24 protein-coding genes are annotated in these 25,441 nt (G+C 42.5%); 3 read left to right on the top strand and 21 right to left on the bottom strand.

The window, feature by feature from the left end; translation table 11 throughout:
* The first annotated feature begins 40 nt into the window (after nt 1-40).
* Nucleotides 41-1,147 (top strand): tRNA/rRNA methyltransferase, encoded by a 1,107-nt coding sequence (locus J6836_RS12430; RefSeq protein WP_219244355.1) that lies wholly within the window; start codon nt 41-43, stop codon nt 1,145-1,147.
* A 68-nt stretch (nt 1,148-1,215) separates the two neighbouring features.
* Here J6836_RS12430 and J6836_RS12425 read toward each other — a convergent pair whose 3' ends face one another.
* The 12 genes from J6836_RS12425 to nrdH form a co-directional block, all read right to left on the bottom strand.
* Nucleotides 1,216-1,602: a hypothetical protein gene (locus J6836_RS12425; RefSeq protein WP_255586223.1), complete on the bottom strand. Its 387-nt coding sequence runs from the start codon at nt 1,600-1,602 to the stop codon at nt 1,216-1,218.
* Between the two features lie 136 nt (nt 1,603-1,738).
* Entirely contained in the window at nt 1,739-3,274 is a 1,536-nt protein-coding gene (gene emrB / locus J6836_RS12420; RefSeq protein ID WP_219244354.1) for a multidrug efflux MFS transporter permease subunit EmrB, read from the bottom strand.
* A 17-nt stretch (nt 3,275-3,291) separates the two neighbouring features.
* On the bottom strand, nt 3,292-4,473 hold the full coding sequence (gene emrA / locus J6836_RS12415; protein ID WP_219244353.1) for a multidrug efflux MFS transporter periplasmic adaptor subunit EmrA: 1,182 nt from the start codon (nt 4,471-4,473) through the stop codon (nt 3,292-3,294).
* A 217-nt stretch (nt 4,474-4,690) separates the two neighbouring features.
* Nucleotides 4,691-5,206 carry a transcriptional repressor MprA gene (gene mprA / locus J6836_RS12410; protein ID WP_219244352.1) on the bottom strand — a complete coding sequence of 172 codons (516 nt, stop codon included), beginning with the start codon at nt 5,204-5,206 and terminating at the stop codon, nt 4,691-4,693.
* Between the two features lie 662 nt (nt 5,207-5,868).
* A complete protein-coding gene (locus J6836_RS12405; protein WP_219244351.1) occupies nt 5,869-7,068 on the bottom strand; it encodes an MFS transporter in 1,200 nt (399 codons plus the stop codon).
* A gap of 135 nt (nt 7,069-7,203) precedes the next feature.
* On the bottom strand, nt 7,204-8,199 hold the full coding sequence (gene proX, locus J6836_RS12400) for a glycine betaine/L-proline ABC transporter substrate-binding protein ProX (protein ID WP_219244350.1): 996 nt from the start codon (nt 8,197-8,199) through the stop codon (nt 7,204-7,206).
* A gap of 263 nt (nt 8,200-8,462) precedes the next feature.
* Nucleotides 8,463-9,635 (bottom strand): glycine betaine/L-proline ABC transporter permease ProW, encoded by a 1,173-nt coding sequence (gene proW, locus J6836_RS12395; protein WP_219244349.1) that lies wholly within the window; start codon nt 9,633-9,635, stop codon nt 8,463-8,465.
* On the bottom strand, nt 9,628-10,827 hold the full coding sequence (proV, locus tag J6836_RS12390; RefSeq protein WP_219244348.1) for a glycine betaine/L-proline ABC transporter ATP-binding protein ProV: 1,200 nt from the start codon (nt 10,825-10,827) through the stop codon (nt 9,628-9,630). The genes proW and proV overlap by 8 nt, the downstream gene beginning before the upstream one ends.
* Nucleotides 10,828-11,556: 729 nt before the next feature.
* Nucleotides 11,557-12,528: a class 1b ribonucleoside-diphosphate reductase subunit beta gene (nrdF, locus tag J6836_RS12385; protein ID WP_219244347.1), complete on the bottom strand. Its 972-nt coding sequence runs from the start codon at nt 12,526-12,528 to the stop codon at nt 11,557-11,559.
* Between the two features lie 13 nt (nt 12,529-12,541).
* Nucleotides 12,542-14,674 carry a class 1b ribonucleoside-diphosphate reductase subunit alpha gene (gene nrdE / locus J6836_RS12380; protein WP_219244346.1) on the bottom strand — a complete coding sequence of 711 codons (2,133 nt, stop codon included), beginning with the start codon at nt 14,672-14,674 and terminating at the stop codon, nt 12,542-12,544.
* Entirely contained in the window at nt 14,674-15,099 is a 426-nt protein-coding gene (gene nrdI, locus J6836_RS12375; RefSeq protein WP_219244345.1) for a class Ib ribonucleoside-diphosphate reductase assembly flavoprotein NrdI, read from the bottom strand. The genes nrdE and nrdI overlap by 1 nt, the downstream gene beginning before the upstream one ends.
* A gap of 8 nt (nt 15,100-15,107) precedes the next feature.
* Nucleotides 15,108-15,335 carry a glutaredoxin-like protein NrdH gene (gene nrdH, locus J6836_RS12370; protein ID WP_219244344.1) on the bottom strand — a complete coding sequence of 76 codons (228 nt, stop codon included), beginning with the start codon at nt 15,333-15,335 and terminating at the stop codon, nt 15,108-15,110.
* Between the two features lie 286 nt (nt 15,336-15,621).
* Between nrdH and J6836_RS12365 the strand changes: the two genes are divergently transcribed.
* Both J6836_RS12365 and cspE read left to right on the top strand, forming a co-directional pair.
* Complete coding sequence (locus tag J6836_RS12365) at nt 15,622-16,080, top strand: methylated-DNA--[protein]-cysteine S-methyltransferase (protein WP_219244343.1); 459 nt, start codon at nt 15,622-15,624, stop codon at nt 16,078-16,080.
* Between the two features lie 217 nt (nt 16,081-16,297).
* Nucleotides 16,298-16,507, top strand: a complete 210-nt coding sequence (cspE, locus tag J6836_RS12360; protein WP_008915010.1) for a transcription antiterminator/RNA stability regulator CspE — start codon at nt 16,298-16,300, stop codon at nt 16,505-16,507.
* Nucleotides 16,508-16,667: 160 nt separating this feature from the next.
* On the opposite strand, the gene lipA is transcribed toward cspE, so the two are convergent.
* The 9 genes from lipA to rsfS form a co-directional block, all read right to left on the bottom strand.
* Nucleotides 16,668-17,633 (bottom strand): lipoyl synthase, encoded by a 966-nt coding sequence (gene lipA, locus J6836_RS12355; RefSeq protein ID WP_219244342.1) that lies wholly within the window; start codon nt 17,631-17,633, stop codon nt 16,668-16,670.
* 123 nt (nt 17,634-17,756) lie between these two features.
* Nucleotides 17,757-18,320: a lipoyl(octanoyl) transferase LipB gene (gene lipB, locus J6836_RS12350; protein ID WP_255586417.1), complete on the bottom strand. Its 564-nt coding sequence runs from the start codon at nt 18,318-18,320 to the stop codon at nt 17,757-17,759.
* A gap of 218 nt (nt 18,321-18,538) precedes the next feature.
* Complete coding sequence (gene ybeD, locus J6836_RS12345; RefSeq protein ID WP_047756149.1) at nt 18,539-18,802, bottom strand: DUF493 family protein YbeD; 264 nt, start codon at nt 18,800-18,802, stop codon at nt 18,539-18,541.
* Nucleotides 18,803-18,938: 136 nt separating this feature from the next.
* Nucleotides 18,939-20,150 (bottom strand): D-alanyl-D-alanine carboxypeptidase DacA, encoded by a 1,212-nt coding sequence (gene dacA, locus J6836_RS12340; RefSeq protein ID WP_219244340.1) that lies wholly within the window; start codon nt 20,148-20,150, stop codon nt 18,939-18,941.
* 167 nt (nt 20,151-20,317) lie between these two features.
* Nucleotides 20,318-21,289: an endolytic peptidoglycan transglycosylase RlpA gene (gene rlpA / locus J6836_RS12335; RefSeq protein ID WP_219244339.1), complete on the bottom strand. Its 972-nt coding sequence runs from the start codon at nt 21,287-21,289 to the stop codon at nt 20,318-20,320.
* 13 nt (nt 21,290-21,302) lie between these two features.
* Nucleotides 21,303-22,415: a peptidoglycan glycosyltransferase MrdB gene (gene mrdB, locus J6836_RS12330; RefSeq protein ID WP_219244338.1), complete on the bottom strand. Its 1,113-nt coding sequence runs from the start codon at nt 22,413-22,415 to the stop codon at nt 21,303-21,305.
* Nucleotides 22,416-22,454: 39 nt separating this feature from the next.
* Nucleotides 22,455-24,344, bottom strand: coding sequence for a peptidoglycan DD-transpeptidase MrdA (mrdA, locus tag J6836_RS12325; protein WP_219244337.1), 1,890 nt, complete (start codon nt 24,342-24,344; stop codon nt 22,455-22,457).
* A gap of 32 nt (nt 24,345-24,376) precedes the next feature.
* Nucleotides 24,377-24,847 (bottom strand): 23S rRNA (pseudouridine(1915)-N(3))-methyltransferase RlmH, encoded by a 471-nt coding sequence (rlmH, locus tag J6836_RS12320; protein WP_219244336.1) that lies wholly within the window; start codon nt 24,845-24,847, stop codon nt 24,377-24,379.
* Between the two features lie 2 nt (nt 24,848-24,849).
* Entirely contained in the window at nt 24,850-25,176 is a 327-nt protein-coding gene (gene rsfS / locus J6836_RS12315; protein ID WP_206085261.1) for a ribosome silencing factor, read from the bottom strand.
* Nucleotides 25,177-25,441: the final 265 nt, after the last annotated feature.

Genomic DNA, 25,441 nt, shown 5'->3' with positions numbered 1-25,441 from the left:
ATCATGTAATCTTCGCGCCATAGCTTAGTAGGGGATAGTGATGAACGACTCGAATGAATTTAGTGGTAAAAACGGCAAAGTAAAAGTGATGTATGTCCGCAGCGAAGAGCAGGACAGCAACAAAGGTAACGATAAACGCCGTGGTGGTCGTGACGGTGGTCGCGATGATAGACGTGGCGGGAATGATAAGCGCGGTGGTGACCGACGTGATGGTGGCCGCCAAGAAAGAGGGGGGCGTTCAAATCGCCCTGAGGGTGGTCGTCAGGAACGCCGCTCTGATAACCGTGATAGCGCACCACGTGAGCGTTCTCCGTGGCGTACGGTTTCTAAACCTGATAGCGAAGAATTTGAAAATGACCATGGTGGGATTGTTGGTAAAAGCCAAATCGATCCTGAGCAACTGCGTAAGCAGCGCCAAGAAGAAACCCGTATTTACGGTGAAAATGCGTGCCAAGCCATGTTCAAAAACCGCCCAGACGCCATTGTCCGCGCATGGTTTTTGCAATCTGTTACACCACGTTTTCGTGATGCCCTGAAATGGATGGCGGCAAACCGCAAAGCTTACCATGTTGTTGATGATGAAGAATTATCGAAAGCTTCTGGCACAGAGCACCACGGCGGCGTATGCTTTATTATCAAAAAACGTGGTGGCATGAGTGCGGACGCATATTTAGAGCAAGCCGCAGAAAAAGATTGTGTATTAGCGCTGGAAGATGTTGGTAATCCACATAACTTAGGCGGGATCATGCGTAGCTGTGCTCACTTTGGTGTACAAGGCGTGATTTTGCAAGATGCAGGCATGTTGGAGTCCGGTGCGGCAATTCGTACTGCAGAAGGTGGTGCTGAGCACATTAAAGCTATCGATGCTGACGGCTTAACGTCTACGTTAGATAAATTCCGCAAAGCGGGTTACACCATTGTGACCACGTCAAGCCATAAAGGCAGCCAAGATTTAGCGAAAGCGAAATTGCCAGCTAAAATGGTACTTGTTTTAGGCCAAGAAAGTGATGGTTTAAGCGATAGCACGTGGGATCAAGGGGATATGAGCTTGTTTATCGGTGGAACGGGCAAAGTTGAAAGCCTGAATGTTTCTGTCGCTACAGGTGTGATGTTGGCACAATGGTGGCAGCAAAACCAAGTTAAATAATCGTTTTAACAATATGATTTCTAAGGCCATACGCTTTCACGTATGGCTTTTTTCTATCTAAAACTTGGCTAGTGAGTCAATAAACCTGCAAACTCAGCAAGCCTTGGCACGAGAAATTCATCTTCTGGATAATTACATGAATAAGCTTCTAATAAATGATTAACGAACTGAATCAGATCTAAACGCGTTAATGGCGTGGGTTGAGTTACTATCATATATGCCGCAGATATCTCGTTTAAACTGATGCAGTATTCATAATAACCTTCTGTAATAGCCTGCTTAATCTCATCGGGAATTGTATTAAAATCCAGATCATCAGTATCAAGTTTTAATTGCATATAAGCTTGAACGTCATCCAAAATATCGAATGGATAATCTTCTTGGTACTGATTAATGTAGCGAATGAGTTTTCCGCGGCATTGCTCTGTCTGGGCTTCATCCATGGTATTAATCAAAGTAAGTGCCTGACTATTTTCAATCTATGATGTCATGATTGTTTACCTGAGCGGGTTAATGATTGAACAAGTGTATTTGATAGGAAAGGATGAAGCAAAAAATAACCCCACACCGAAATGTAGGGTTAAATTGAGATTAGTGAGCGCCACCACCGTCTTTCGACCCTGCGCCAAATGGCGGTTTAGCAAACCAAACGATCACCATCAGCAAAATGAAGATCCCCGCAGATAACCAGAAAATTTCATTTGCAGATAAGATCAGTCCTTGATCTGTAATGGTTTTCGCTAAGTAAGCTGCACTTTGCTGCTCATTCATACCAATCTGTGCCAATTCACTGTACATATGCTGTGCATTTGGATTGTACGGATTGACAAATTCTGCAAGATTTTCATGGTGCATGGATTCTCTTTGCGTCCACATTGTCGTGGTAATCGAGGTACCAATTGCCCCTGCTAGCGTTCGGGTAAAATTAGATAAGCTGGATGCCGATGCCATTTTTTCAGGGGGTAACCCCGATAAGGTAATAGTGGTTAATGGCATAAAGAAGCAGGCAATAGCGAGACCTTGAACAAATTGCGGCCAAGCTGCTGCTGCAAAACCCATACCCGGTTCAAAGGTATAAGCACGCCAGTAGTAACAGACAGCATAGATAATAAAGCTGAATGTCACTAAATAACGCATGTCAATGCGGTTACCAAATTTACCGATGATTGGTGTAATGAGTAGTGGCAGTAACCCAACGGGTGCAGAGGCTAATCCCGCCCATGTTGCAGTATAACCATAGACCTCTTGCAATAGCTGCGGGAGCAATACGATGGTACCAAAGTACAACATGTAGGCGAGGCTAAGGGATAAGCAGCCAATAGTAAAATTGCGCTCCTTAAATAAAGAGAGGTCAATGACGGGGTGATCGTCGGTTAACTCCCAGACAATTAAGAAGGCAATCGCCACAATGGCAATTACTGTCAACACAATGATTTCGGTTGAGTTAAACCAATCCAGCTCTTTCCCTTGGTCGAGCATGATTTGCAGTGCACCAATCCCAACAACCAATAAAACTAAACCAACAGTATCAATACGTTGGATAGAAATTTTTGTCTCACGGCCTTTTAAGGTGCGCATGATGGCAAAAATAATCGCAATACTGAATGGAACGTTGATGAAGAATATCCATCCCCAATGGTAGTTATCACTGATATAGCCACCAAGAATAGGCCCACAAATTGGCGCGACCACAATGGTCATCGACCAAAGCGCCAGCGCCATACTACGTTTGGCGGGGGGATAGTTATTAAGCAGTAAGCTTTGGGATAGAGGGATCAGTGGACCCGCGACTAAACCTTGCAACACACGGAATAAAATCAACATTTCTAAGCTGCCAGAAATGCCGCATAACCAAGATGTTAATGCAAAAAGACCCGTTGACCATAAAAATAGCCGAACTTCACCAATACGCCGTGCCAACCAACCCGTGACGGGAATGGAGATTGCATTTGCCACGCCGAACGAGGTGATTACCCACGTTCCTTGGGAGTTAGATGCGCCTAAATTACCCGCAATCGTTGGGATAGCAACGTTCGCAATGGTTGAGTCAAGGACTTGCATGAATGTCGCCAGTGAGAGGGCGATGGTCATCCAAGCCAGTTTTGAGCCTGTAAGTGGTGCAGTCATGAGTATTGTGCTCCCACTTATTTGTTTCCAGCGTTATTATTAATTATCTCAGTAACTATTTTGTCCGCAGGAGACATATCCACTGCTAATGCAGATGTATGGTAAGCTGGTGTATCACGCATGCCTTTTGACAGTACTTTTCCATCTTTATTGAGGGTATCAATAGTCACTTCCGTGGACAAACCGATACGTAATGGGCGTTCTTCAAGTTGTGCAGGGTCTAACGCAATACGTACGGGGAGGCGCTGTACCACTTTAATCCAGTTTCCACTGGCATTTTGTGCGGGTAATAATGAAAACGCGCTGCCTGTTCCCATATCTAAACCGACCACAGTACCGTTAAAGACCACATCTTTGCCGTAGAAGTCTGCTGTGACTTTTGCAGGCTGGCCAATACGCATATCTGCCAGTTGCGTTTCTTTAAAGTTGGCATCAATCCACATGCCACTTGATGGCACAATGGCCATTAATGGGGTTGATGGCGTGATTTGTGAGCCAATTTGCACACTACGGCGAGAAACATAGCCGTCTACTGGGCTAACAATTTTGGTGCGCTGTAAGGCTAACCATGCATTACGAACTTGAGTCGCAGCTTGCTCAACCGCAGGTTGCTTTTCAATGGACGTATTGAGGACGATTGCTTGGTTGGCATTATATTGTTCAACGGCCATATCCAGTGCGGCTTTTGCACTGACAACGGATTCACGTGCGTGTTGCAACTCTTCTTTACCAATTAAATTGCTGTTGCCTAATACTTCACGACGTTTTAGGTCATTTTGTAATCGGCTCAATTCTGAGCGTTTTACATCAATATTCGCTTGTAGCTGGCGGCTGTTAATGGTGTGCTGGCGGGTTTGACGCACGCTATTTGCCAGCTCGGTTTTGGCTTTATCCAGTGCCAGTTCGGCGTCTCGCGGGTCAAGTTCAACGAGTACTGTGCCGCTTTGTACAAAGTCAGTATTATCAATGTTAACGGTCATGACACTCCCAGATACTTGGGATTGTATTTGCACTTGGTTACCCGCAACGTAAGCGTTATCTGTTGATTCATAATGTCGAAGGACTAAATACCAGTAAATACCCCAGCCCACGCCAATAGCGATAAAAATAAAAGTTAAAAACATTAAGGCATTTCTGCGCTGTCTTTTTTTATTTCGTTGGGGAGCTTGCGTTTGTTGCATTTCCTCAGGGGAACTCATACTGGTATTACTCCATTTTCGATGGATAAGGATCACGGTTGTTTCCAGTAGTTAGTGCTTAACCACTGGAAACTGAGACTACAAATGATTTTGCTACTTGATGGGAATATCGTAAAGCATAAGGTAAAAGGATAATGAAATATTGCAGGCTGAAAAGTTTTTTTTCGCCTTTGAGTATCAGAATGCCTCAAATACATTAACCTTACAAAAACAATGGTTAATCTTTTATAGTATCCAGTTTTGTCAGTAATTTTCGCATTAGTTTATCAAGCTGCTGTTTTTCATCAGCATCTAAAGACGACCAGATATCGATTAGCGCACTGTGCTGTGGTGGCAATAAGCTACTTAAAAACTCTGAACCTTTTTCGGTAAGGTGTAAATGTAGACAACGTCTGTCATTGTGGCTTTCTTTGCGTTCAATCCAACCATTTTTTTCCAGTTCGTCCGCGATACGGGTTGCATTGGTACGAGATGAACCTAGTGCAGCACTGAGTTCTGAAGGTTGGATACTGCGTGAATCTTTTGTATCTAAAATCATTAACGCCATAAAGAGAGTTTCATTAATTCCTTGAGCTCGTAACATGCTATTGCGAGATTCAAGTAATTTCCCATGAACATGCATACATAAGCGAGTCAAAAGTATCTCTTGATACGGGATTGGTTTTTCGTGTGTATCTTGTTGCGCGACGCGAGCATTTAATAGTGCTTCTGTCGGTGTAAATGAACTTTCCATTATTTGGATACCTTATTAGTTTCAGTTGGTAAGATTGCAACTGTCATCAACCATCTAAATGGTATATTAAAAGAGAGAATTAGCAATTATACTTAATTAATATCGATGATTTTATTTTGATAATGATACATGATTCATAAATTTTATGAATGTAATTTATGGGTTTCAGTATAGCGCAATGTATATTTTTAGCCTACCTAAGTATATTTGGATATAAATTAGCCAAAAAAATGCAATTTACACATCAAACAAAATCATATAAAACAATATATAATTACATCGCATTAACTCAATACCATTTTTTTTGTTACCCAATAATTACAAGTTAGATAGATATTGCTATTGATTAGATGGAAATACCTATTTTTTGTTTTTGGATTATTATTTCTGCTAATAATTATTGCCATAATTAACAATAATTATACCGTCCAAATGAGATATAGTATTTGTTTAACTGTGTCATTTGCTAACTTTCGCTGTAGTAACTATAACAATATATTATTATTATCTCGAATTATTGATATTATTTATGAGTTATACGCTTAAATAAAGAAAAAAAGTGACTGTTCTACTTTGAATATATTATGTTTTTTTATGTGTTAATGTGCAGCTGATAACATTTAAGAAAAAACATTATCAGCTGTAGAAAGGGGGGAGAGTGATTACTCTTCTAACGTCGAGATAGTGGGATCGAATCGGATACCGATGGCCCAAATAATTAAGCTCAAGGCGGTTAAACTAACACCTGCAATCGCCACGCCTTCCCAGCCTGCGCGTTCATAGGCATAGCCTGATAATAGTGAACCGAGTGCTCCGCCAATAAAATAACTGGTCATATACCCGGCAGTGAGGCGGTTACGCGCTTCAGGCATAATACGGTACAAGGTACTTTGGCTGGTAACATGTACTGCTTGAACTGCGAGGTCAAGCACCAGAATACCAATAATAAAGGCGACTAAGGAATGTTTTGCTAAGCCAATGGGTAGCCAAGAAAGCAGTAATAACACCAGCCCAACGGTAGTGATTATTTTACCTTTGCCTTTATCCACAAGGTGGCCAGCTTGAGATGCCATTAATGCACCGGCAGCACCAACAAGGCCAAACAAACCGATTGTCCCTTCAGAATAGTTAAATGGCGGGCTTGCCAATAAAAATGCCATTGCTGTCCACAATAAACCAAAATTAGCAAAAGAGAGCGCGCCAAGTGACGCTCTAACCGCCAAAACAGGCGTACTAAAAAATAAGCGGCCAATAGAGCAAAGTAACTGGAAGTAGTTAAGATTTGCTTTCTGATGATAGCGGGGTAATTTAATCGCTAATACAATTAATAAGATAATTAATAAAATAAATGCGACCCAGTAAATAGCGCGCCAGCCGCCGACCATTGCTACAGCGCCAGATACCGTTCTCGCCAGTAAAATTCCGAGCAACAAGCCGCTCATAATGATACCAACCGCTTTACCTCGCTTATTAGGATGCGCAATAGAGGCGGCCATCGGGATCAGTACTTGAGCAACAACAGAAAACAGCCCTGTCAGTGCAGTGCCTAATAGGATCTGCCAAATATTGGTTGAAAGCGCAGTAATGAGTAAGCCTGAAGCAGAAAGAAACGTCATGAATAAAATAAGACGTTTACGTTCAAATAAGTCCCCAAGAGGAACTAAAAACAGTAAACCAACGGCGTAACCAAGCTGTGCGGCGGTGACAATAAATCCTGCCATGTTGGTCGTCAGGTTAAATTGCACAGCAATGGTGTCTAACAGCGGCTGGGCATAGTAATTGCTGGCTACGATAAGGCCTGTTGCAATGGCCATCAAAATAGTGAGGCCCGTTGTTAGCTCAGCAGTTTGGGTCTGTTTCATGTAGGTTACCTATTATTAGCTAGGTGACTACTATAAACAAAATTCATTACCTTGGTTTATTTCTTTTTGTCATTGATGTAAAAAAGCCGCCCAGATTAGCGGGTGGCTTTAGTCATTTTATTGTGTGATTTAAGCTTACTTAGCGGCTTCCTGTGCTGTTTTCACCCAACCATCAAAAGTGGATTGGTGCGCTTTTATCCAAGCATTGGTGTGGCGTTGGATGTCCGCTTGTGATGCTTCACCGTTATGCATTCTTAAGTTTTGCGCATTGATATCAGCAATTGGCAGTTTCATTACTTCAAATAATTTTGCCGCAGATGGGTTATCCGCTGCCCATTTTTTGTTAGCGACGATATGCATGGTATTCGGTGGAAAACCATAGTTTTTCCCGTTAGGTAGCTTAGTGTCTGTTTTTTCACCGTTTGGCATTGAAGAGAAAGGCACCTCTAGCCAGACCACATCACGACCCGGTTTGAGCACATCGCTGATCCAATAAGGTGTCCACGTATAATATAAAATAGGTTTACCTTCTTTATATCGAGTAATGGTATCTGCCATCATCGCTGCGTAGTTACCTTGGTTATGATCGACTGTTTTTTCAAGATCATAGGCTTTTAAATGATTATTGATGGCGGCTTCACAACCCCAGCCCGGGTTACATCCGGTTAAATCTGCTTTACCATTGCCATTTGAATCAAAGAGCTTGGCAATTTTAGGGTCTTTAAGTTGCTCAATGTTAGTAATGTTGTATTTTTCTGCGGTTTTTTTGTCGATGAGGTAGCCTTGAGCTGCATTAACGACGTAATTACCTTGGCGATAAAATACCTTATCACCGCCAGCAGCGTCATATTGTGCATTATGCAAAGGAACCCAGCTGGTGGCTAAGTAAGTCGCATCACCATTCGCAATGGATGCATAAGCCACGTTATAGTCGACCTCTTTGATCGGTTGAACATCATAGCCGAGCTCTTCGAGGGCTTTAGCGACGATCAGTGTTTGGAATGTTTCTTCGCTGATTGTACTTTGTACAGGGTTAATTTTTATCCCTTTACCTGGCAGGTCGTTAGCACCTGCCAATGGAACGGTAAATATAGCTGTCAGTGCAGATGCAAGAATGATTTTATGTTTCATTATATTGTTCCCTCTGTTTTATTTCGCAGCGAGCTTGGCATTAATGTAAAGAGCCAAGTTGAGTGCCAAATGAATGGCGCTGAGGTTGTTGACAAAGCAGGATAAAAGCGTGATTTTTCCTGCTTTGTGTTATTTGTCGAAAATCAATGAATTGATTTTCTTTGATTTTTTCAAAACCTATCGAGTCTACCGCCAAACCTATTCGGTTTGTCAGCAGTCTGAGTGCCAAATGAATGGCACTTCGGTGAATGGAGGATGTATGATTAATTGGTTTTTTTACAAAACGGGCGCATAACCAGCCCAATAGGGCCTTTTTGATACCAACGAACCGGTGTTTTACCTCGGGTATCTTGCCCCAAAGATTGGGTGAAACGGTCTAAAATGATAGCGAGAATAACAATACCAACGCCCCCGACAGACGCGAGCCCCATATCAAGGCGACCAATCCCCCTTAATACCATTTGGCCTAAACCACCAACTGCAATCATCGAAGCTATAACCACCATTGAAAGCGCTAACATCAGTGTTTGGTTAACTCCCGCCATGATAGTTGGCATTGCGAGTGGTAATTGCACTTTGAATAACATTTGGCGAGGGCTTGCACCGAATGATTCAGCCGCTTCAATTAAGTCGGCAGGGACTTGCTTGATACCTAAAATGGTCAGACGAATGATGGGGGGCAAGGCAAATATAATGGTGACGACGACGCCGGGCACATTACCGATACCAAACAACATGACAATCGGCACTAAGTAGACGAATGCAGGTGTAGTTTGCATCGCATCAAGTAATGGGCGGATGATTTTGGCTGCTCTTTCACTGCGTGCCAGCCAAATCCCCAGCGGTAACCCTATCACAATACAAAACAGCAATGAGGTAAGCACCAGCGATAATGTCACCATGGCTTCAGACCAAGCACCAATTGCCCCGATGGCTATCATCGAAATAAAGGTTGCCACGCCCATTGCTCGTCCTGCTAATTGCCAAGCAAGTAATGCAAAAATGATAATGGCCACGGGAGATGGCAGCGAGGTGAGAAACTGTTCAAACCCGCTGAGAATGAAATCGATAGGGGCTCGTATGCCTTGGAATACTGGGCGAAAGTTGAGAACAACCCAATCGATGGCATGCGCAACCCATGAATCAAGCGGAATAAGCGTGTGCTGGAATGGATCCATAATATTAAACTGATCCGCTGCGATGCTATCTGTTGGTGCGGCATCAAGCCAATCGCTAGATCCTGAATCTGGTGCAGTATCTGTTGCGGATGAACCGCCCCACGGATCATCTGCAGCACTTTGATCTTGTGTGGAACTTGCCGCCCAAGGATCGTCAGATTGAGTTGTGTCAGGCGTCTGAGCGGGTGTTTGCTCAACTTGGGTATTGGCCCACGGATCCTGTTGGTCAATGGTATTTTCTTGGTTTTGCTTACTCATTTGGCGTCTCCTTATCCAGTGCTTGTAGCAGCATGCCTTTCGAAATCACCCCTAGATAACGATTTTTTTCATTCACGACTGGCACTGCACAAGGCGCTTGTGCAATCGTAGAGATGACTTCATTTAAGGAGGTATCACCTTGAATCGGCACAATATCTGGTAATATTGCCGCTTCAATACCTGCTTTGTCGTGCAGCGCTTTTTCTAAGGACTCAACGGAGACAACTCCCGCAAAGGTATGGCCTCGTGAAAGCAAATAGCCATGGTAGCGGTCTTCATCATTCAGCACTTTTAGGGCAGAACGAGGCCCAAAGCCAGGCGCGATATGCAGCAGGGCATCGGGGCGTCTTCGTGCAATATCTTTGGCACTGAACACTTGGCTAATATCAACCCCACGGAAGAAGGTTCTAACATAGTCATTAGCTGGGTTATTTAGTATTTCATCAGGAGTACCGACCTGAACGACGACGCCGCCTTGCATAATGGCGATGCGGTCACCAATTCGCATAGCCTCATCGAGGTCATGGGAGATAAAAACGATAGTACGTTGTTTATCCCCTTGTAAAGAAAGCAGTTCATCTTGCATTTCTGTTCGAATGAGTGGGTCAAGCGCAGAAAAAGCTTCATCCATTAATAGAATATCAGGGTCGTTGGCGAGTGCTCGCGCTAGGCCAATACGTTGTCGCATTCCACCAGAAAGCTCATCGGGATATGAATTAGCCCACTTTTCGAGGTTCACTTGATTCAGCGCATCCATCGCTTTTTTATGGCGGTCTTGTTTCGAAATGCCCGAAAGCTCCATGCCAAATGCGGTATTATCAATCACATTCATGTGAGGCATTAAGGCGAAGGATTGAAACACCATGCTGATTTTTGTTCGACGTACGTCGCGCAGGGCTTTATCGGAAATATCAGAGATGTCGTCCCCATCAATCAGCACTTGGCCGCTGGTGGGTTCAATCAGGCGATTGAGGAGGCGCACCAAAGTGGACTTCCCTGAACCCGAAAGCCCCATAACTACGAAGATTTCGCCTTCTTCAATCGCCAGATTGACATCTTGAACACCGACCGTGAGGCCTGTTTTTTCAAAGATAGCATCTTTGTCCATTCCTGATTCTAAAAGCTTAAATGCGGAGTCAGGATTTTCCCCAAATATTTTATATAAGTTTTTAACTTCTAATTTTATTGCCATATATTATTTACCCAATTTTCAATCAACAAAAAGAGTTGGAGCCCAAAATGAATTGTGTTGATTCAATAATGATAGTCTTGCCTATTTAAGACCTAAACAGCGGCTATCGGTTGAAAATTATTAGGGCAGAAATTCCTATTTTAATTTAATGGGTTTATTCATTATGGTTTAAATTCAAATGCTCCTGGTTAGATTATTAGTAAAAATTGCAAGCAATAAACCCTAGCATAATAAAAAAAGCTGGCAACCCTTGGTTAAGTAGAATTAATCAAAAAAATGCGAGTGAAAGCACTAAGTTTTTTTTAAACAAACAAATGAGAATGACTAATATGAATAAGAAAATTGAAATTATTTAGATTAGCTAACTAGCTGGTGAGGCTGTATTTATTTTGTCAGAATTGAAAATAGAGAAATGAAGGTGAGCAGGTCAATGGGGACAAATTTTTGGCGACAATAATGCAATAAACGATGAATAAAAATAAATAAGGTAAAATGCACATAATATTAATTATTCTAATCTATTTTTAATCTTAAAAATAGAAAAATGAAAATTATTGCCAGATTGATTCATTAAAAATGAATAATTGAACAGATATCCCTATAAAAAACGAACTAATTTGAGTGTTTTTTAGCCTAAAAAATACCCTGAAAAATAAAGTTGTTATTATTCATCAGGGTATATTAATGAGTAAAAGCTTAAGTTAAATGTAAGGTAAACTAATCAAATGATTAAAAGTTCCAATCATCATCTTCGGTGCTGACCGCTTTGCCAATAATATAAGAAGAACCTGAGCCTGAGAAGAAATCATGATTTTCATTCGCATCAGGGGATAGTGCAGATAATATTGCCGCACTGACATCAGTGACGGTATCGGGGAATAAGGCCTCATAGCCTAAATTCATTAAGGCCTTATTGGCATTATAATGTAAGAATTTTTTGACATCTTCTGTCCAACCAACCGAGTCATATAACTCTTGGGTATATTTTACTTCATTTTCATATAAATCGAATAATAATGAGAAAGTGAAATCTTTTATTTCTGTCTGCGTTTTTTCATCATAATTCAATAATGATTTTTGGAATTTATAACCGATATAATAGCCATGTATCGCTTCATCTCGAATAATCAATCGAATTAAGTCAGCAGTATTAGTAAGCTTACCGCGACTTGACCAATACATCGGTAAATAAAATCCTGAATAAAATAGAAACGATTCCAAAAAGACACTCGCCACTTTTTTCTTTAAGGGATGTGAATCGCAATAATAGGAAAGAATAATTTTAGCTTTATTCTGTAACGTATTATTTTCTTCACTCCAACGAAATGCTTCATCGACATCGCTAGTGGAACATAAGGTGGAGAAAATAGAGCTATACGAGCGCGCATGTACCGCTTCCATAAAGCTGACATTGGATAAAACGGCTTCTTCGTGGGGCGTCTGTGCGTCAGGCATTAAGCAGGGGGCACCCACCGTGTTTTGAATGGTGTCGAGCAGTGTTAATCCAGTAAAGACACGTATAGTCAGTTTTTTTTCTGCTTCAGTGAGGGTATTCCACGATGGAATATCGTTGGATAAAGGCACTTTTTCGGGCAACCAAAAGTTGGAGGTGAGGCGATTCCAAACCTCAAGGTCCTTATCATCTTGAATACGGTTCCAGTTGATAGCCTTCACAGGGGCTGCGGATGTATTGGTGGTCATATTCTTATTCCTATCACAAAGTGCAAGATACGCAGCCGTCAACTTCAGTACCTTCTAATGCAGTTTGACGTAATCGTATGTAGTACAACGTTTTTATACCTTTTGTCCAAGCGTAAATTTGTGCTCGGTTAATATCTCGAGTGGTGGCATCATCTTTGAAAAATAACGTTAATGATAAGCCTTGGTCGACGTGTTGGGTGGCCATGGCATAGGTATCAATAATTTTTTCAGGGCCTATTTGATAGGCATCTTGGTAATACTCAAGATTTTCATTATCCATAAATGGAGCGGGATAATAGACTCGACCAATTTTTCCTTCTTTACGGATCTCGATACGAGAAACGATAGGGTGAATACTCGATGTGGAATTATTGATATAGGAAATAGACCCTGTTGGTGGAATGGCTTGCAAGTTTTGATTGTAAATACCATAGGTGATCACTGACTGTTTTAAGGCCTGCCAGTCTTCGCGAGTAGGAATTTCGATGCCCGAGCGTCGGAATAATTCCTGCACGGTTTGCGTCTTTGGTAACCAAATATCGTTGATATATTTATCAAAATAGTCACCTGAGCCATAAGTGGAGTGCTCAAAGCCAACAAAAGCAGTTTTACGTTCAATGGCTAATTGGTTCGAGGTTTTGAGGGCGTAATAAGTGACGGTATAAAAATAGATATTGGTAAAATCAAGCGCTTCTTCGCTACCGTAATGAATATGTTCGCGGGCTAAATAGCCATGTAAATTCATTTGCCCAAGGCCGATGGCATGAGACTGACGGTTTCCATGTGCAATAGAGGGTACAGAACGAATATTGCTCATATCGGACACGGCGCTCAGGGCTCTGACTGCGGCTTCAATGGATTGTGCAAAGTTTGGTGAATCCATCGTTTTAGCGATATTCATTGACCCTAAATTGCAGCTGATATCTTTACCAATTTCTTGGTAACTTAAATCCTCTTCATACAGGCTAGGGCGATTAACTTGCAGAATTTCTGAGCACAAGTTGCTCATATTAATTCGCCCTGCAATTGGGTTGGCTCTATTGGCAGTATCTTCAAATAAAATATACGGATAGCCCGATTCAAATTGAATTTCAGCTAAAGTTTGGAAAAATTCCCGTGCATTAATTTTGTATTTTTTAATCGCTTTGTTATCCACCATTTCTGCGTATTTTTCAGAGACACTGATTTCAGACATGGGAACACCATAGACACGCTGAACGTCATAGGGGGAAAACAAGTACATATCTTCGTTATTTTTCGCTAACTGGAAGGTAATGTCTGGGATCACCACACCAAGGGATAACGTTTTTATGCGTATTTTTTCATCTGCATTTTCCCTTTTTGTATCCAAAAAACGCATGATATCAGGGTGATGTGCATGTAAATACACGGCACCAGCACCTTGGCGAGCCCCTAATTGATTGGCGTAAGAAAAGGCATCTTCTAGCATTTTCATCACAGGAACGACACCTGAGGATTGGTTTTCAATCAGTTTTATGGGGGCGCCTTGCTCACGCAAATTGGTCATCATAAAGGCGACTCCACCACCCCGTTTGGATAACTGGAGTGCAGAATTGACTGAGCGCCCGATGGACTCCATATTGTCTTCAATACGTAATAGAAAACAGGAAATTAATTCGCCACGCTGTTTTTTCCCGCAATTGAGAAATGTCGGGGTCGCTGGTTGGAAACGACCTGTAATAATTTCCTCGACATACAGCTTAGCGAGTGGTTCCGAACCTTGTGCGAGTGCTAGTGCCACCATACAAACACGGTCTTCATAGCGCTCTAAATAGCGTTTGCCATCAAAGGTTTTTAGTGTGTAGCTGGTATAGTATTTGAATGCACCAAGGAAAGTTTGGAAGCGAAATTTGTGCGCATAGGCTTGCTGAAACAGCGCTTTAATAAAGTCAAAGCTGTATTGTTGTAATACGTCGCTTTCGTAGTAATTTTCTTGAACGAGAAAATCCAATTTCTCTTTTAAGTCATGGAAAAATACAGTATTTTGATTTACATGCTGGCGGAAATAGTGGTGTGCGGCCTCTTTATCTTTATCAAACTGAATATGACCTTTGTTGTCATATAAATTCAGCATGGCATTCAGGGCATGGTAATCAACTTCAGTATTATTTTGTATTGTATCCATTATGAAAAGCTCTCGTTGTGGGCACGTTGCCAGAACGTTTGTAGGCCATCTTTAACCGATTGAACATCTTTTGCAGTACCTAAGAGTTCAAAACGGTATAGGTAAGGCACACGGCATTTTTGTGCGATAATATTCCCTGCGATAGCGTAAGCATCGCCAAAGTTGGTATTCCCTGCAGCAATAACACCGCGAATGAATAAACGGTTTTCCTCGTTATTTAAAAACTGAATCACTTCTTTTGGCACCGCGCCTTTTGTTCCACCGCCGCCGTAGGTTGGAAGTAGCAGAACATAAGGTTTTGTGGCAATCGGGCTCATTTCGTGTAGCCCTATAGGGAGGCGTGTTGCAGGCAAGCCCAATTTTTCAACAAACCGATGACAATTGCCTGAGCGACTTGAAAAATAAATAAGTGATTCAGTCTTCATGGGATTTCCTATGCGGCAAGAAGGCTTATCATATCAGGGCGAAAACCAGACCAATGTTTGTCACCCACAATGACGACAGGGACTTGCTGGTAGCCTAATTTTTTAACCAGTTCAAGTGCTTGGTTATCCACTGTTAAGTCAATTATTTGATATGCAATTTGCTTGCGATCTAAGGCTTGATAGGTGGCATTACATTGAACGCAGTTGGGCTTACTATAAATGGTAATCTTATTCATAATATTCACCTTTTGAATTTCTAGGGGCATCGTTGTGTGGTAATTGACACTCAAAGACTATATATAGATATGAAATTTTTCAACCACACAATATATAGTGATAAGTGAATATTGAATGATAATTATTCTAATTATCGGCTAGGTTGTTATTTATATTGAAAATAAAAAATGAGACATTCGATGATTCCGTTTGCCACACTAAGAAAAAATAGCATTGCAATGTAGAAATAATTTACTCTATAACTGTATATACAATCAGGTAAATGAATCCTTTTAAGGAGATACTATGTACCATCAATATTTAGCGACGCCGGATAATTTTCCTAAGCCGTGGGTCCATATTACGGCAGATGACGAAGGGATCACGAGCCTCTATTTTGTTGAAGAAAAAACAGAAAAAGAGAGTAAAAATGAGCATTCCAAACTGTGTGCTAAAGAATTAAAAGAATATTTTAATCATAAAAGAAAAACGTTTACGGTAGCATTAAACCCCCATGGTACGGAGTTTCAAAAAAAAGTATGGAAACACCTATGCGGGATCCCTTATGGGGAGCGTTGGAGTTATAAGGACTTAGCATTGAAGTTAGGGTCTGCCAATTACTGTCGTGCAGTGGGAATGGCGAATTCACGTAATCCCATTTCATTAATCGTGCCTTGTCACCGCGTGTTGGGCCACGATGGTAAGCTGGTGGGATACACGGGAGGCTTAGATATTAAGGATTGGCTTTTACTGCATGAGAAGTAACAGCTAAATAATTCGCTATAGGTGATACTATTGATTGAGATAATTGCTATTGGTAAGAATAATTATCGAGTTTAGAGTAAAAATGACCAACAAATAATATATTTTTATCATTTTAGTCTATTTTCGTGATCTAGGTTGTAGACAAGTAACTTAAAGATCTGGTGTACTGGACTTGATACAGATGGTGTGTCTATTTTATTTTAAAGGTAATAATTTGATGTCTAAAGTTAAAGGTAACGTTAAGTGGTTCAACGAATCTAAAGGTTTTGGTTTTATCACTCCAGAAGATGGTAGCAAAGATGTATTTGTTCATTTTTCTGCGATTACAAGCGACGGTTTCAAAACCTTAGCTGAAGGCCAGAAAGTTGAATTTGAAATCACTGAAGGTGCTAAAGGCCCATCTGCTGTTAACGTTGTCTCTCTGTAATTTAAACAATTAACAATCAGAAACGAACAGCTGTAAACTCGCTCTAGTTAACTGGAGCGAGTTTTTTTATGGGAAAAAATCAAGGAATTATCGATAATAAAAAACCTGACTCAGCTGCCCAAATCAGGTTTCTTGTTTACTAAGTGAATAAGATCAGACCTTATTTCACTTCTTCACCTTTAGCTTGCAAGTCAGCATGGTAAGAAGAGCGTACAAAAGGCCCACACGCTGCGTGGGTGAAGCCCATCGCCATAGCTTCCTCTTTCATCTCATCGAACTCAGCAGGGCTTACATAGCGTTTTACAGGTAAATGGTGGCGACTTGGCTGCAAATATTGTCCAAGAGTCAGCATGGTCACGCCATGGCGACGCAAATCGCGCATGACTTCAATGATTTCAGCATTGGTTTCACCAAGACCGACCATCAAACCTGATTTTGTTGGGATATCAGGGTGCGCTTCTTTAAATTTTTCGAGTAATTTCAGCGACCACTCATAGTTTGCACCTGGGCGAACTTGGCGATAAACACGCGGTACGTTTTCGAGGTTATGGTTAAACACATCTGGTGGTGTTGCGGTTAAGATCTCTAATGCGCGATCCATACGACCACGGAAATCAGGTACTAAGGTTTCAATTTTAATCGATGGGCTTTTTTCGCGGATAGCACTGATACAGTCTGCAAAATGTTGTGCGCCGCCATCACGTAGATCATCACGGTCAACGGAAGTGATCACCACATAACGCAATGCCATGTCTTTGATCGTCTGAGCTAATTTTACGGGTTCGTTGGCATCTGGCGCGTTAGGGCGACCGTGGGCAACGTCACAGAATGGACAGCGTCGGGTACAAATGGCTCCTAAGATCATAAAGGTGGCCGTACCATGGTTAAAGCATTCAGATAGGTTTGGGCAAGAGGCTTCCTCGCATACGGAGTGAAGGCCATTTTTACGCATCGCTGCTTTAATGCCTTGAATACGCGTTGAGTCAGCGGGAAGCCGAATTTTCATCCAGTCAGGTTTGCGTAGAATTTCTTCGCGTTCAGTCACCACATTTTTGACAGGGATCAGCGCCATTTTGTCGGCGTCACGATATTTAATTCCGCGTTCTATCTGAATTGGTTTACTCATAATATGACGGTTCCAGTTATCTTTTATGCTGATGGATAAGTTCTAATTCTAAATAAAATGTCGGGAGCGCCGTAACTCACCCATTAAAATATTTTTTAAAAATGTTAAAAAATTATAGCATTATTATTGAACAATATGAAATCCCAGTGTGTCACAGAATTGCCTAATTAGCACAGGCTGAACATCAGATAATGACACTTTGGGGGCGAACTCACAAACTTGAGTCATTTTCAATTCACTGTAACCACAAGGGTTTATACGGTTAAATGGCTCAAGATCCATATCAATATTTAATGCTAGCCCGTGGAATGAACAACCTTGACGAATGCGTAGCCCAAGAGAGCAAATTTTATCCCCATCAACATAAACTCCGGGGGCATCAGGGCGCGGGTAAGCTTCAATATTAAAATGGGCAAGGGTATTGACCACTGTATTTTCCAGCGCAGTCACTAGCTCACGAACACCAATTTTATTGCGTTTTAAATCAAGCATGACGTACATGACTTGCTGACCAGGGCCATGGTAGGTGACTTGGCCGCCTCTATCGCTTTGAATAACAGGGATATCACCAGGGGCTAAAACATGTTCAGCTTTCCCTGCTTGCCCTTGGGTGAAAACACGCGGGTGCTCGACGAGCCAGATTTCATCAAGGGTTTCAGCGGTGCGACACTCAGTAAATTGGTGCATCGCATCAGAAACCGTTTGATAAGGCACATGGCCAAGTTGGCGAATAATGATGCTTTTATCTGACAAAATATTGTGTCCAACGGTTCAAATGAGGGCAGTATAACTCCGCAAAAAGCATATCTCCAGTTCGCTTTGTTATTAATTTGTTATTTATCTAATGCATAAAACAAAAAAAACCGAACAGCCGTGACGCTATTCGGTTTTTTGTTAAGCGTTCATTAAAGAACAACTTTCACTAATTCTAATGCACCTAATTCACTATACAAGGTTTCAACTTGTTCGATATGGGTGGCATTAATGGTAATGGACACTGAGTGATAATTACCTTTGCTGCTTGGTTTGACATCAGGGGCATAATCACCCGGTGCGTGGCGTTGTACCACTTCAATCACTTGATCAACCAGTTCAGGCTGTGCCAAGCCCATTACTTTGTAAGTTAATGGACATGGGAACTCAAGCAGTTCACCTAATTTCGTTTTCATGGGCACTCCTAATTTTTTAAAATTGTGTCGCTGGTTGAAAAAGATTGGCTGGTATCAAACCAGCCAATGAGTTGTCTTCATCCAACAAACATATTGATACTTACTATATGGGGATGACTTATTTTCGTTTCAAGGGCTAGCCGAACCAACGATGGAATAACAGTTTAATGTAGTCGATTAAACGGCTGAAAAAGCCACCTTCTTCAACGTCTTTCAGTACCGCTAGAGGGTGTTGCTCGATTGTTTTACCATCTAATTGGAAGCTAATTGTACCTACTTGCTGGCCTTTCGTTAATGGGGCTTGCAGCTCAGTGGTGGATAATTCATAGCTGGCTTTTAAGTCTTTTAAACGGCCTCGTGGGATAGTCAGGTAGAGGTCTTCCACAACACCGAGTTTGACCTCATTTTCATCACCAAACCAGACAGGTGCACTCGCAAAATCAACGCCTGCTTGTAACGGTTTGACTGTTTCATAGAAGCGGAAGCCGTAGGTTAATAATTTTTTGCTTTCTGCGTCACGGCCTTTACTGCTTTTACCGCCCATCACAACAGAAATTAAACGCATGTCACCTTCAGTGGCAGAGGCAACAAGGTTGTAACCCGCAGCACTGGTGTGACCCGTTTTGATCCCATCAACCGCGAGGCTCTTATCCCATAACAGACCATTACGGTTTGTTTGACGGATATTGTTGAAGGTGAATTCTTTTTCTTTGTAGATAGCATATTCTTCAGGGACATCACGCACCAGCGCTTGGCCAATCAGTGCCATATCACGCGCTGAGCTATACTGCCCGTCGGCATCTAAGCCATGGACGGTTTGGAAATGGGTATTTTTCAAGCCCAGTTTATTCACATAACCATTCATCAGTTGGACGAAATTGGTTTGATCCCCTGCGATATGATCCGCCATCGCAACACAGGCATCGTTACCTGATTGTAGGTTGATACCGCGGGTTAACTGAGAAACGCTGACGCGATCACCCGGTTTTAAAAACATCAATGAAGAGCCTTTAAACACAGGGTTTCCGGTTGCCCAAGCATCTTCACCTACTGTGACCATGTCATTTGCACCGATTTTACCTGATTTAATTGCTTGACCAATCACGTAGCTCGTCATCATTTTGGTTAAACTAGCAGGATCACGGCGCTGATCTGCATTACTTTCAGCGAGGACTTTTCCTGAATTATAATCAATCAGAATGTAAGCTTCGGCATCGATAGGTGGTGCCGCAGGAATTGAGGTATTTGGAAAAGTTTCATTAGCAGTTGCAATATTTGCAGTCAAAAGCAGCAGTGCGGAACCTAGCACAGTATGACGCACGATGCGTGATGGAGCGACATTATTCATGGTTGTACCATTACATCCGAAATTCGGTTAACACAAGGAGGCGCAGTGTAGCAAAAGAGTGAGTGAACAAAAAAGCCCCTTTTACATTGCGCCAATCATTTTATTGCATTTTATCTTTTTCATACCCGAAGTGGCGTTATTTCACACCACTTCACGTATTTGAAGTCTTAAGGTGCGACAACCATCGACGCTTGGTTTCGTTCGGACTGTAAACGCCCTTGAACCTCGACAGCTTGTTGTCTGGTGCTAAATGGCCCCAATTGCACGCGGTAAATTCCATTGTAAGGCTGTAGGCGACCAGGCACATTAAACTGGGTTTTTAACTCATTCAGCATCGATTGTGCATTTGTTTGGCTGCTAATTGCCCCTGCTTGAACTAAAAAGCCGCGTTCTGGTACCGCTTCTTCACTCGCAGCTTGAGGTGCAGGCGTTGGCGTTTGCAAACTCATATCTGGCATGGTTGGCTGCATTGGCTCTTTAGGTTGTTGAACAGGCAGTGCATTTTCTGGCGTTGGTAAGTTTTCCATTACAGGCGTGCCCATTGGGCCTGAGCCTAATTGTGGGCGACCCGGTAGAGCATAGCTTTGTTTAACAAAGTTCGAGCCGATGGTGCCTGCACCCGATAAACTGCCATCTTGCGCGACCGCAATTGCATCAATTTTGATTTTTGTCGTTGGCATTAAATTTAAGCGATCTGCCGTTGCACGGGAAACCGCAATGCTTTTACCCGGAACATAAGGGCCGCGGTCATTAACACGAACCACCATCATACGACCATTCATCATATTGGTAATGCGAACATAGCTTGGGATGGGTAAAGTCGGGTGTGCCGCGGTTAATTCTACTGGGTTTATGCGTTCGCCAATTGCGGTCATATTACCCGTAGATTCAGCGCCATAAATGGAAGCATAACCGACTTGTGAAAACTGAGCAGGGTCGCGAACAATTTGATATTGCTGGCCATTACGGGAATAGTCGTTATTCGCCGTTGGGTGATATGGCTCATAATGAGGCTCTGCACCTAGTACATCTTGGGTTGGCACATTTGTGGGCACTTGAGGTGCCTGCTTAACGTCTTCTGTCACACAGCCACTGAGTAGCGCGGCAGTGATGCCAAGCATTATCCATTGTAAACGCATACTAAGCCTCATTTTATAAACTTTTGGATAGAAATTTTCGGTGTGTATGTATCGACATGATAATACCGAACCCAGCCATTAACACTATTAACGCAGACCCCCCGTAACTTACCAAGGGAAGGGGGACGCCAACAACGGGTAATATACCACTTACCATGCCTATATTAACAAATACATAAACAAAAAGGATCAAGATCAGCCCGCCAACCATAACTCGGCCAAATGTATTCTGTGCACTGGCGGCAATATACAGCCCACGAATGATCAGCAGGATATACAGCCCTAGGAGAATAAGAACACCAATCAAGCCAAGTTCTTCTGCCAGAACAGCAAAAATAAAGTCGGTATGCCTTTCGGGTAAGAACTCGAGTTGAGATTGTGTACCATGTAACCAACCTTTGCCCATAAGCCCACCAGAGCCAATGGCAATTTTAGATTGGATGATATGATAACCTGCGCCTAATGGGTCAGTTTCAGGGTCGAGTAGCATCATCACGCGGGCTCTTTGATAATCATGCATCAAGAAGAACCATAACAGCGGGATAAAGGCAGCTAATGCGATGGCTGCGACAGCAATAAGCCGCCAGCTCATACCCGCAAGAAATAGAACGAACAGCCCTGAAGTTGCAACTAAAATCGAGGTTCCAAGGTCAGGCTGGGCGGCAACTAACAGTGTTGGAACAAAAATTAGCACTAAGGCAATCAGTGTATTTTTAAACGATGGTGGGCAAGAATCGCGGTTCATAAAGCGAGCCACCATCAAAGGAACGGCTATTTTGGCGATTTCGGAGGGTTGAAAACGCACAAAGCCTAAATCTAACCAGCGTTGAGCCCCTTTACTGATTTGGCCAAATACATCGACGAAAATCAGTAAAATGACACAAAAAATAAACAAGTGCGGCGCCCAGCTTTCATACATGCGAGGGGGAATTTGTGCCATCACAATCATGACAATAAAGCCAGTGGCGATTTGCCCAAGCTTTCTTTCCATCATCTCTGGGTCTTGCCCACTGGCGCTCCACATGATAAATGCACTGTAAGCAAGTAAGGCAATAATGATCAATAACATAGGCACATCTATGTGTAGACGTGTTGATAATGAATTTTGTCTCTTATCGTCAGTCATAATCTTTATTGCTCACAAAAAAGGTTCTTAAAACAATCATTAACGATCTTCCCCCGCCCCCGTTGCCGATGAGACAACTTCAGTTCGGTTATCACCGAGCAATACATGGTCAAATATTTGGCGAACAATATCGCCGACCGCAGGGCCTGCACCGCCGTTTTCTAAAATAATCGCGACAGCAATGGTGGGTTTATCATAAGGCGCATAGGCAATCATTAATTTGTGGTCACGTAAATGTTCTGCCAGCTTACTTGCATTATAGGTTTCGTAACTGAATACCTGCGCAGTCCCTGATTTTGCCGCCACTTTATATGGCGTGCCGATAAAGCTGCGGCGGCCTGTACCGTTCGGTGCATTGGCAACACCATACATACCGTGTTTAGCGAGCTCCCAATATCCCGAATGGATATCGCCAATTTGTTTAGTTTCTTTGTCTTCGTACGGCACCATCGCGTTACCCAACTTTGTACCATACAGCAGGTGAGGGGTTTTCACTTGCCCATCATTGATTAGCGTCATCAATGCTTTCGACATCTGGATTGGTGTTGCGGTCCAGTAACCTTGCCCGATCCCAACAGGGATTGTGTCTCCTTGATACCATGGCTTTTTATAGCGTTTTTGCTTCCATTCACGGGTTGGCATGATGCCCGAACGTTCTTCGGCAAGGTCAATCCCCGTATATTCCCCAAAACCAAAACGCGTCATCCAAGCAGAAAGACGGTCTATCCCCATATCATAAGCAACTTGGTAGAAGAAAGTATCCGCTGACTCGACAATGGATTTGACGACATTCAATTTGCCGTGTCCCCAACGCTTCCAGTCTCGGTAACGTTTTTCTGAGCCAGGAAGTTGCCACCAACCAGGATCAAAGATAGTGGTATTTGGTGTGATCACGTTTTCGCTTAGCGCGGCGACTGAAATAAACGGTTTTACCGTCGATGCAGGAGGATAGAGCCCTTGGGTGGTACGATTTATCAGTGGCCTATCTGGGTTATTGAGTAGCGCTTGGTAATCTTTACTTGAAATACCATTAACAAACAAGTTTGAGTCATAACTTGGATTTGACACTAGCGCCAGTATTTCACCATTGCGCGGATCCGTTACAACGACAGCGGCACGGCTGGTGGTTAACAGTTTTTCGATATAAGTTTGCAGCTCTAGGTCGATAGTCAGGTAGATATCGCGCCCTGCTTGTGGTGGCTGCTCATGTAATTGGCGGATCACACGACCACGGCTATTGACCTCAACCTCTTCATAGCCTGTTTTCCCGTGTAAGATATCTTCATAATAGCGTTCAATACCTAACTTACCAATATCGTGGCTCGCGGCATAGTTTGGTAATACGCCTTCTTTATCCAAACGCTCTACGTCTTTATCGTTAATTTTTGCGACGTAGCCAATCACGTGAGTTAATGCGGAGCCATAAGGGTAAGAACGGCGCTGGTAGCTTTTGACTTCTAAACCGGGAAAACGGTATTGATTGACCGCGAAGCGAGCTACCTGAACTTCATTAAGCTGAGTTTTCAGTGCGATAGAGGTAAAACGGCGGGAGCGTTTACGCTCTTTTTCAAAATTGGTGATGTCTTCATCCGTTAAATCGACGACATCACGCAGTTTTTCTAGTGTGTCTTTTAAATCGTCGACTTTTTCAGGGATGATTTCAAGCTGATAAAATGTGCTGTTAAGCGCAAGTTGTGTTCCGCGTCTGTCATAAATAATTCCGCGGCTTGGTGCAATGGGGACTAATTTAATTCGGTTATCATTTGAACGAGTTTGATAGTCTTCATGACGAACAATTTGCAGATGATGTAAGTTGGTGACAAGGATAGCAGTCAAAATAACAATCACGCCGAAGGCAATTAGCGCTCGGCGAATAAATAAGACGGATTCAGCGGTATGGTCGCGAAAAGGGGTGCGTTGTGTTTTCATCCCATTGCCATTTTGAACATATTCAAACCTGACTATTCCCTGTGATAAGGGTGATTAGTCGTAATACTCCATGCCCGATAAAGACTTTCGGCAACAAGGACACGAACGAGAGGGTGTGGTAGCGTTAGTGGCGATAAGGACCAACTTTGCTCCGCTGCCTCTTTGCAAGCAGGCGCAAGGCCTTCTGGGCCACCAATCAACAAACTGATATTGCGACCATCTTGTTTCCATTTATCAAGCTGGACAGCCAGTTTTGGGGTATCCCAGCGGTCACCTGGAATATCCAGTGTAACAATGCGATTCCCTTTTCCTACCGCGGCAAGCATTAACTCGCCTTCTTTTTCCAAAATACGCTTGATATCTGCATTTTTCCCACGTTTTCCTGCAGGCACTTCCGTTAATTCAAACGGCATATCTTTAGGGAAACGGTGGAGATAATCCATAAAGCCGGTCTGAACCCAGTCCGGCATTTTTGTTCCAACGGCGATGAGCTGTAATTTCAACCTCAGCTCCAGAGTTTTTCTAATTCATACATACGGCGACTTTCATCTTGCATGATGTGAACAATGGCATCGCCAAGATCAACAACAATCCAATCAGAAATCCCTTGCCCTTCAACGCCTAATGGCATTAACCCATTTTTACGGCAAGCATCAATCAACCTGTCAGCAACAGACATCAAATGACGGCTCGAGGTTCCTGTGCAGATGATCATCTGGTCAGTAATACTTGATTTCCCTTGAACATCGATAGTGATGATATCTTCGGCTTTCGCATCATCAAGGCTTTCGATAATAAATTTTTGGAGTTCAGTTCCTTGCAAAAGGTTCACCTTTTATTCAAACAAACAGAATAGAATGTTAAATACTGTTTGTAGTTTATAGACAAATAGTTTGCTGCCAATAAACGAATTAGACTCATTTTCAGCAGAGTCATTTTACCTTAGATTTTAAGAAAAATCGGCTAAATTCTTTTTTATTCATTTTGAAGTGAAATTTATAGGGATATCTGCTCATTTGGGCAAGAAGTTTGTGTTAACTTTACAAAATAATAAAAGAAATTCTTACCTTAACAAATATTTTAGAATGGGATGGATA

Origin of the sequence: Providencia sp. R33 (assembly GCF_019343475.1) — a bacterium.
Classification (GTDB): Bacteria; Pseudomonadota; Gammaproteobacteria; order Enterobacterales; family Enterobacteriaceae; genus Providencia.
The sequence above is the reverse complement of the archived record's forward strand: the minus strand, read 5'-3'. Positions and strand labels throughout refer to the sequence as shown.

Coding starts and splice junctions, on each gene's coding strand:
- ybeD (WP_047756149.1), bottom strand. CDS start 18,802: ATGAAAACGAAATTAGGTGAACTGCTTGAGTTCCCATGTCCATTAACT.
- dacA (WP_219244340.1), bottom strand. CDS start 20,150: ATGAATAATGTCGCTCCATCACGCATCGTGCGTCATACTGTGCTAGGT.
- nrdH (WP_219244344.1), bottom strand. CDS start 15,335: ATGAATAAGATTACCATTTATAGTAAGCCCAACTGCGTTCAATGTAAT.
- J6836_RS12365 (WP_219244343.1), top strand. CDS start 15,622: ATGTACCATCAATATTTAGCGACGCCGGATAATTTTCCTAAGCCGTGG.
- proV (WP_219244348.1), bottom strand. CDS start 10,827: ATGGCAATAAAATTAGAAGTTAAAAACTTATATAAAATATTTGGGGAA.
- mprA (WP_219244352.1), bottom strand. CDS start 5,206: ATGGAAAGTTCATTTACACCGACAGAAGCACTATTAAATGCTCGCGTC.
- lipB (WP_255586417.1), bottom strand. CDS start 18,320: ATGCACCAATTTACTGAGTGTCGCACCGCTGAAACCCTTGATGAAATC.
- mrdA (WP_219244337.1), bottom strand. CDS start 24,344: ATGAAAACACAACGCACCCCTTTTCGCGACCATACCGCTGAATCCGTC.
- J6836_RS12430 (WP_219244355.1), top strand. CDS start 41: ATGAACGACTCGAATGAATTTAGTGGTAAAAACGGCAAAGTAAAAGTG.
- proX (WP_219244350.1), bottom strand. CDS start 8,199: ATGAAACATAAAATCATTCTTGCATCTGCACTGACAGCTATATTTACC.
- cspE (WP_008915010.1), top strand. CDS start 16,298: ATGTCTAAAGTTAAAGGTAACGTTAAGTGGTTCAACGAATCTAAAGGT.
- emrB (WP_219244354.1), bottom strand. CDS start 3,274: ATGACTGCACCACTTACAGGCTCAAAACTGGCTTGGATGACCATCGCC.
- nrdE (WP_219244346.1), bottom strand. CDS start 14,674: ATGGATACAATACAAAATAATACTGAAGTTGATTACCATGCCCTGAAT.
- nrdI (WP_219244345.1), bottom strand. CDS start 15,099: ATGAAGACTGAATCACTTATTTATTTTTCAAGTCGCTCAGGCAATTGT.
- proW (WP_219244349.1), bottom strand. CDS start 9,635: ATGAGTAAGCAAAACCAAGAAAATACCATTGACCAACAGGATCCGTGG.
- rlpA (WP_219244339.1), bottom strand. CDS start 21,289: ATGCGTTTACAATGGATAATGCTTGGCATCACTGCCGCGCTACTCAGT.
- J6836_RS12405 (WP_219244351.1), bottom strand. CDS start 7,068: ATGAAACAGACCCAAACTGCTGAGCTAACAACGGGCCTCACTATTTTG.
- nrdF (WP_219244347.1), bottom strand. CDS start 12,528: ATGACCACCAATACATCCGCAGCCCCTGTGAAGGCTATCAACTGGAAC.
- emrA (WP_219244353.1), bottom strand. CDS start 4,473: ATGAGTTCCCCTGAGGAAATGCAACAAACGCAAGCTCCCCAACGAAAT.
- mrdB (WP_219244338.1), bottom strand. CDS start 22,415: ATGACTGACGATAAGAGACAAAATTCATTATCAACACGTCTACACATA.
- lipA (WP_219244342.1), bottom strand. CDS start 17,633: ATGAGTAAACCAATTCAGATAGAACGCGGAATTAAATATCGTGACGCC.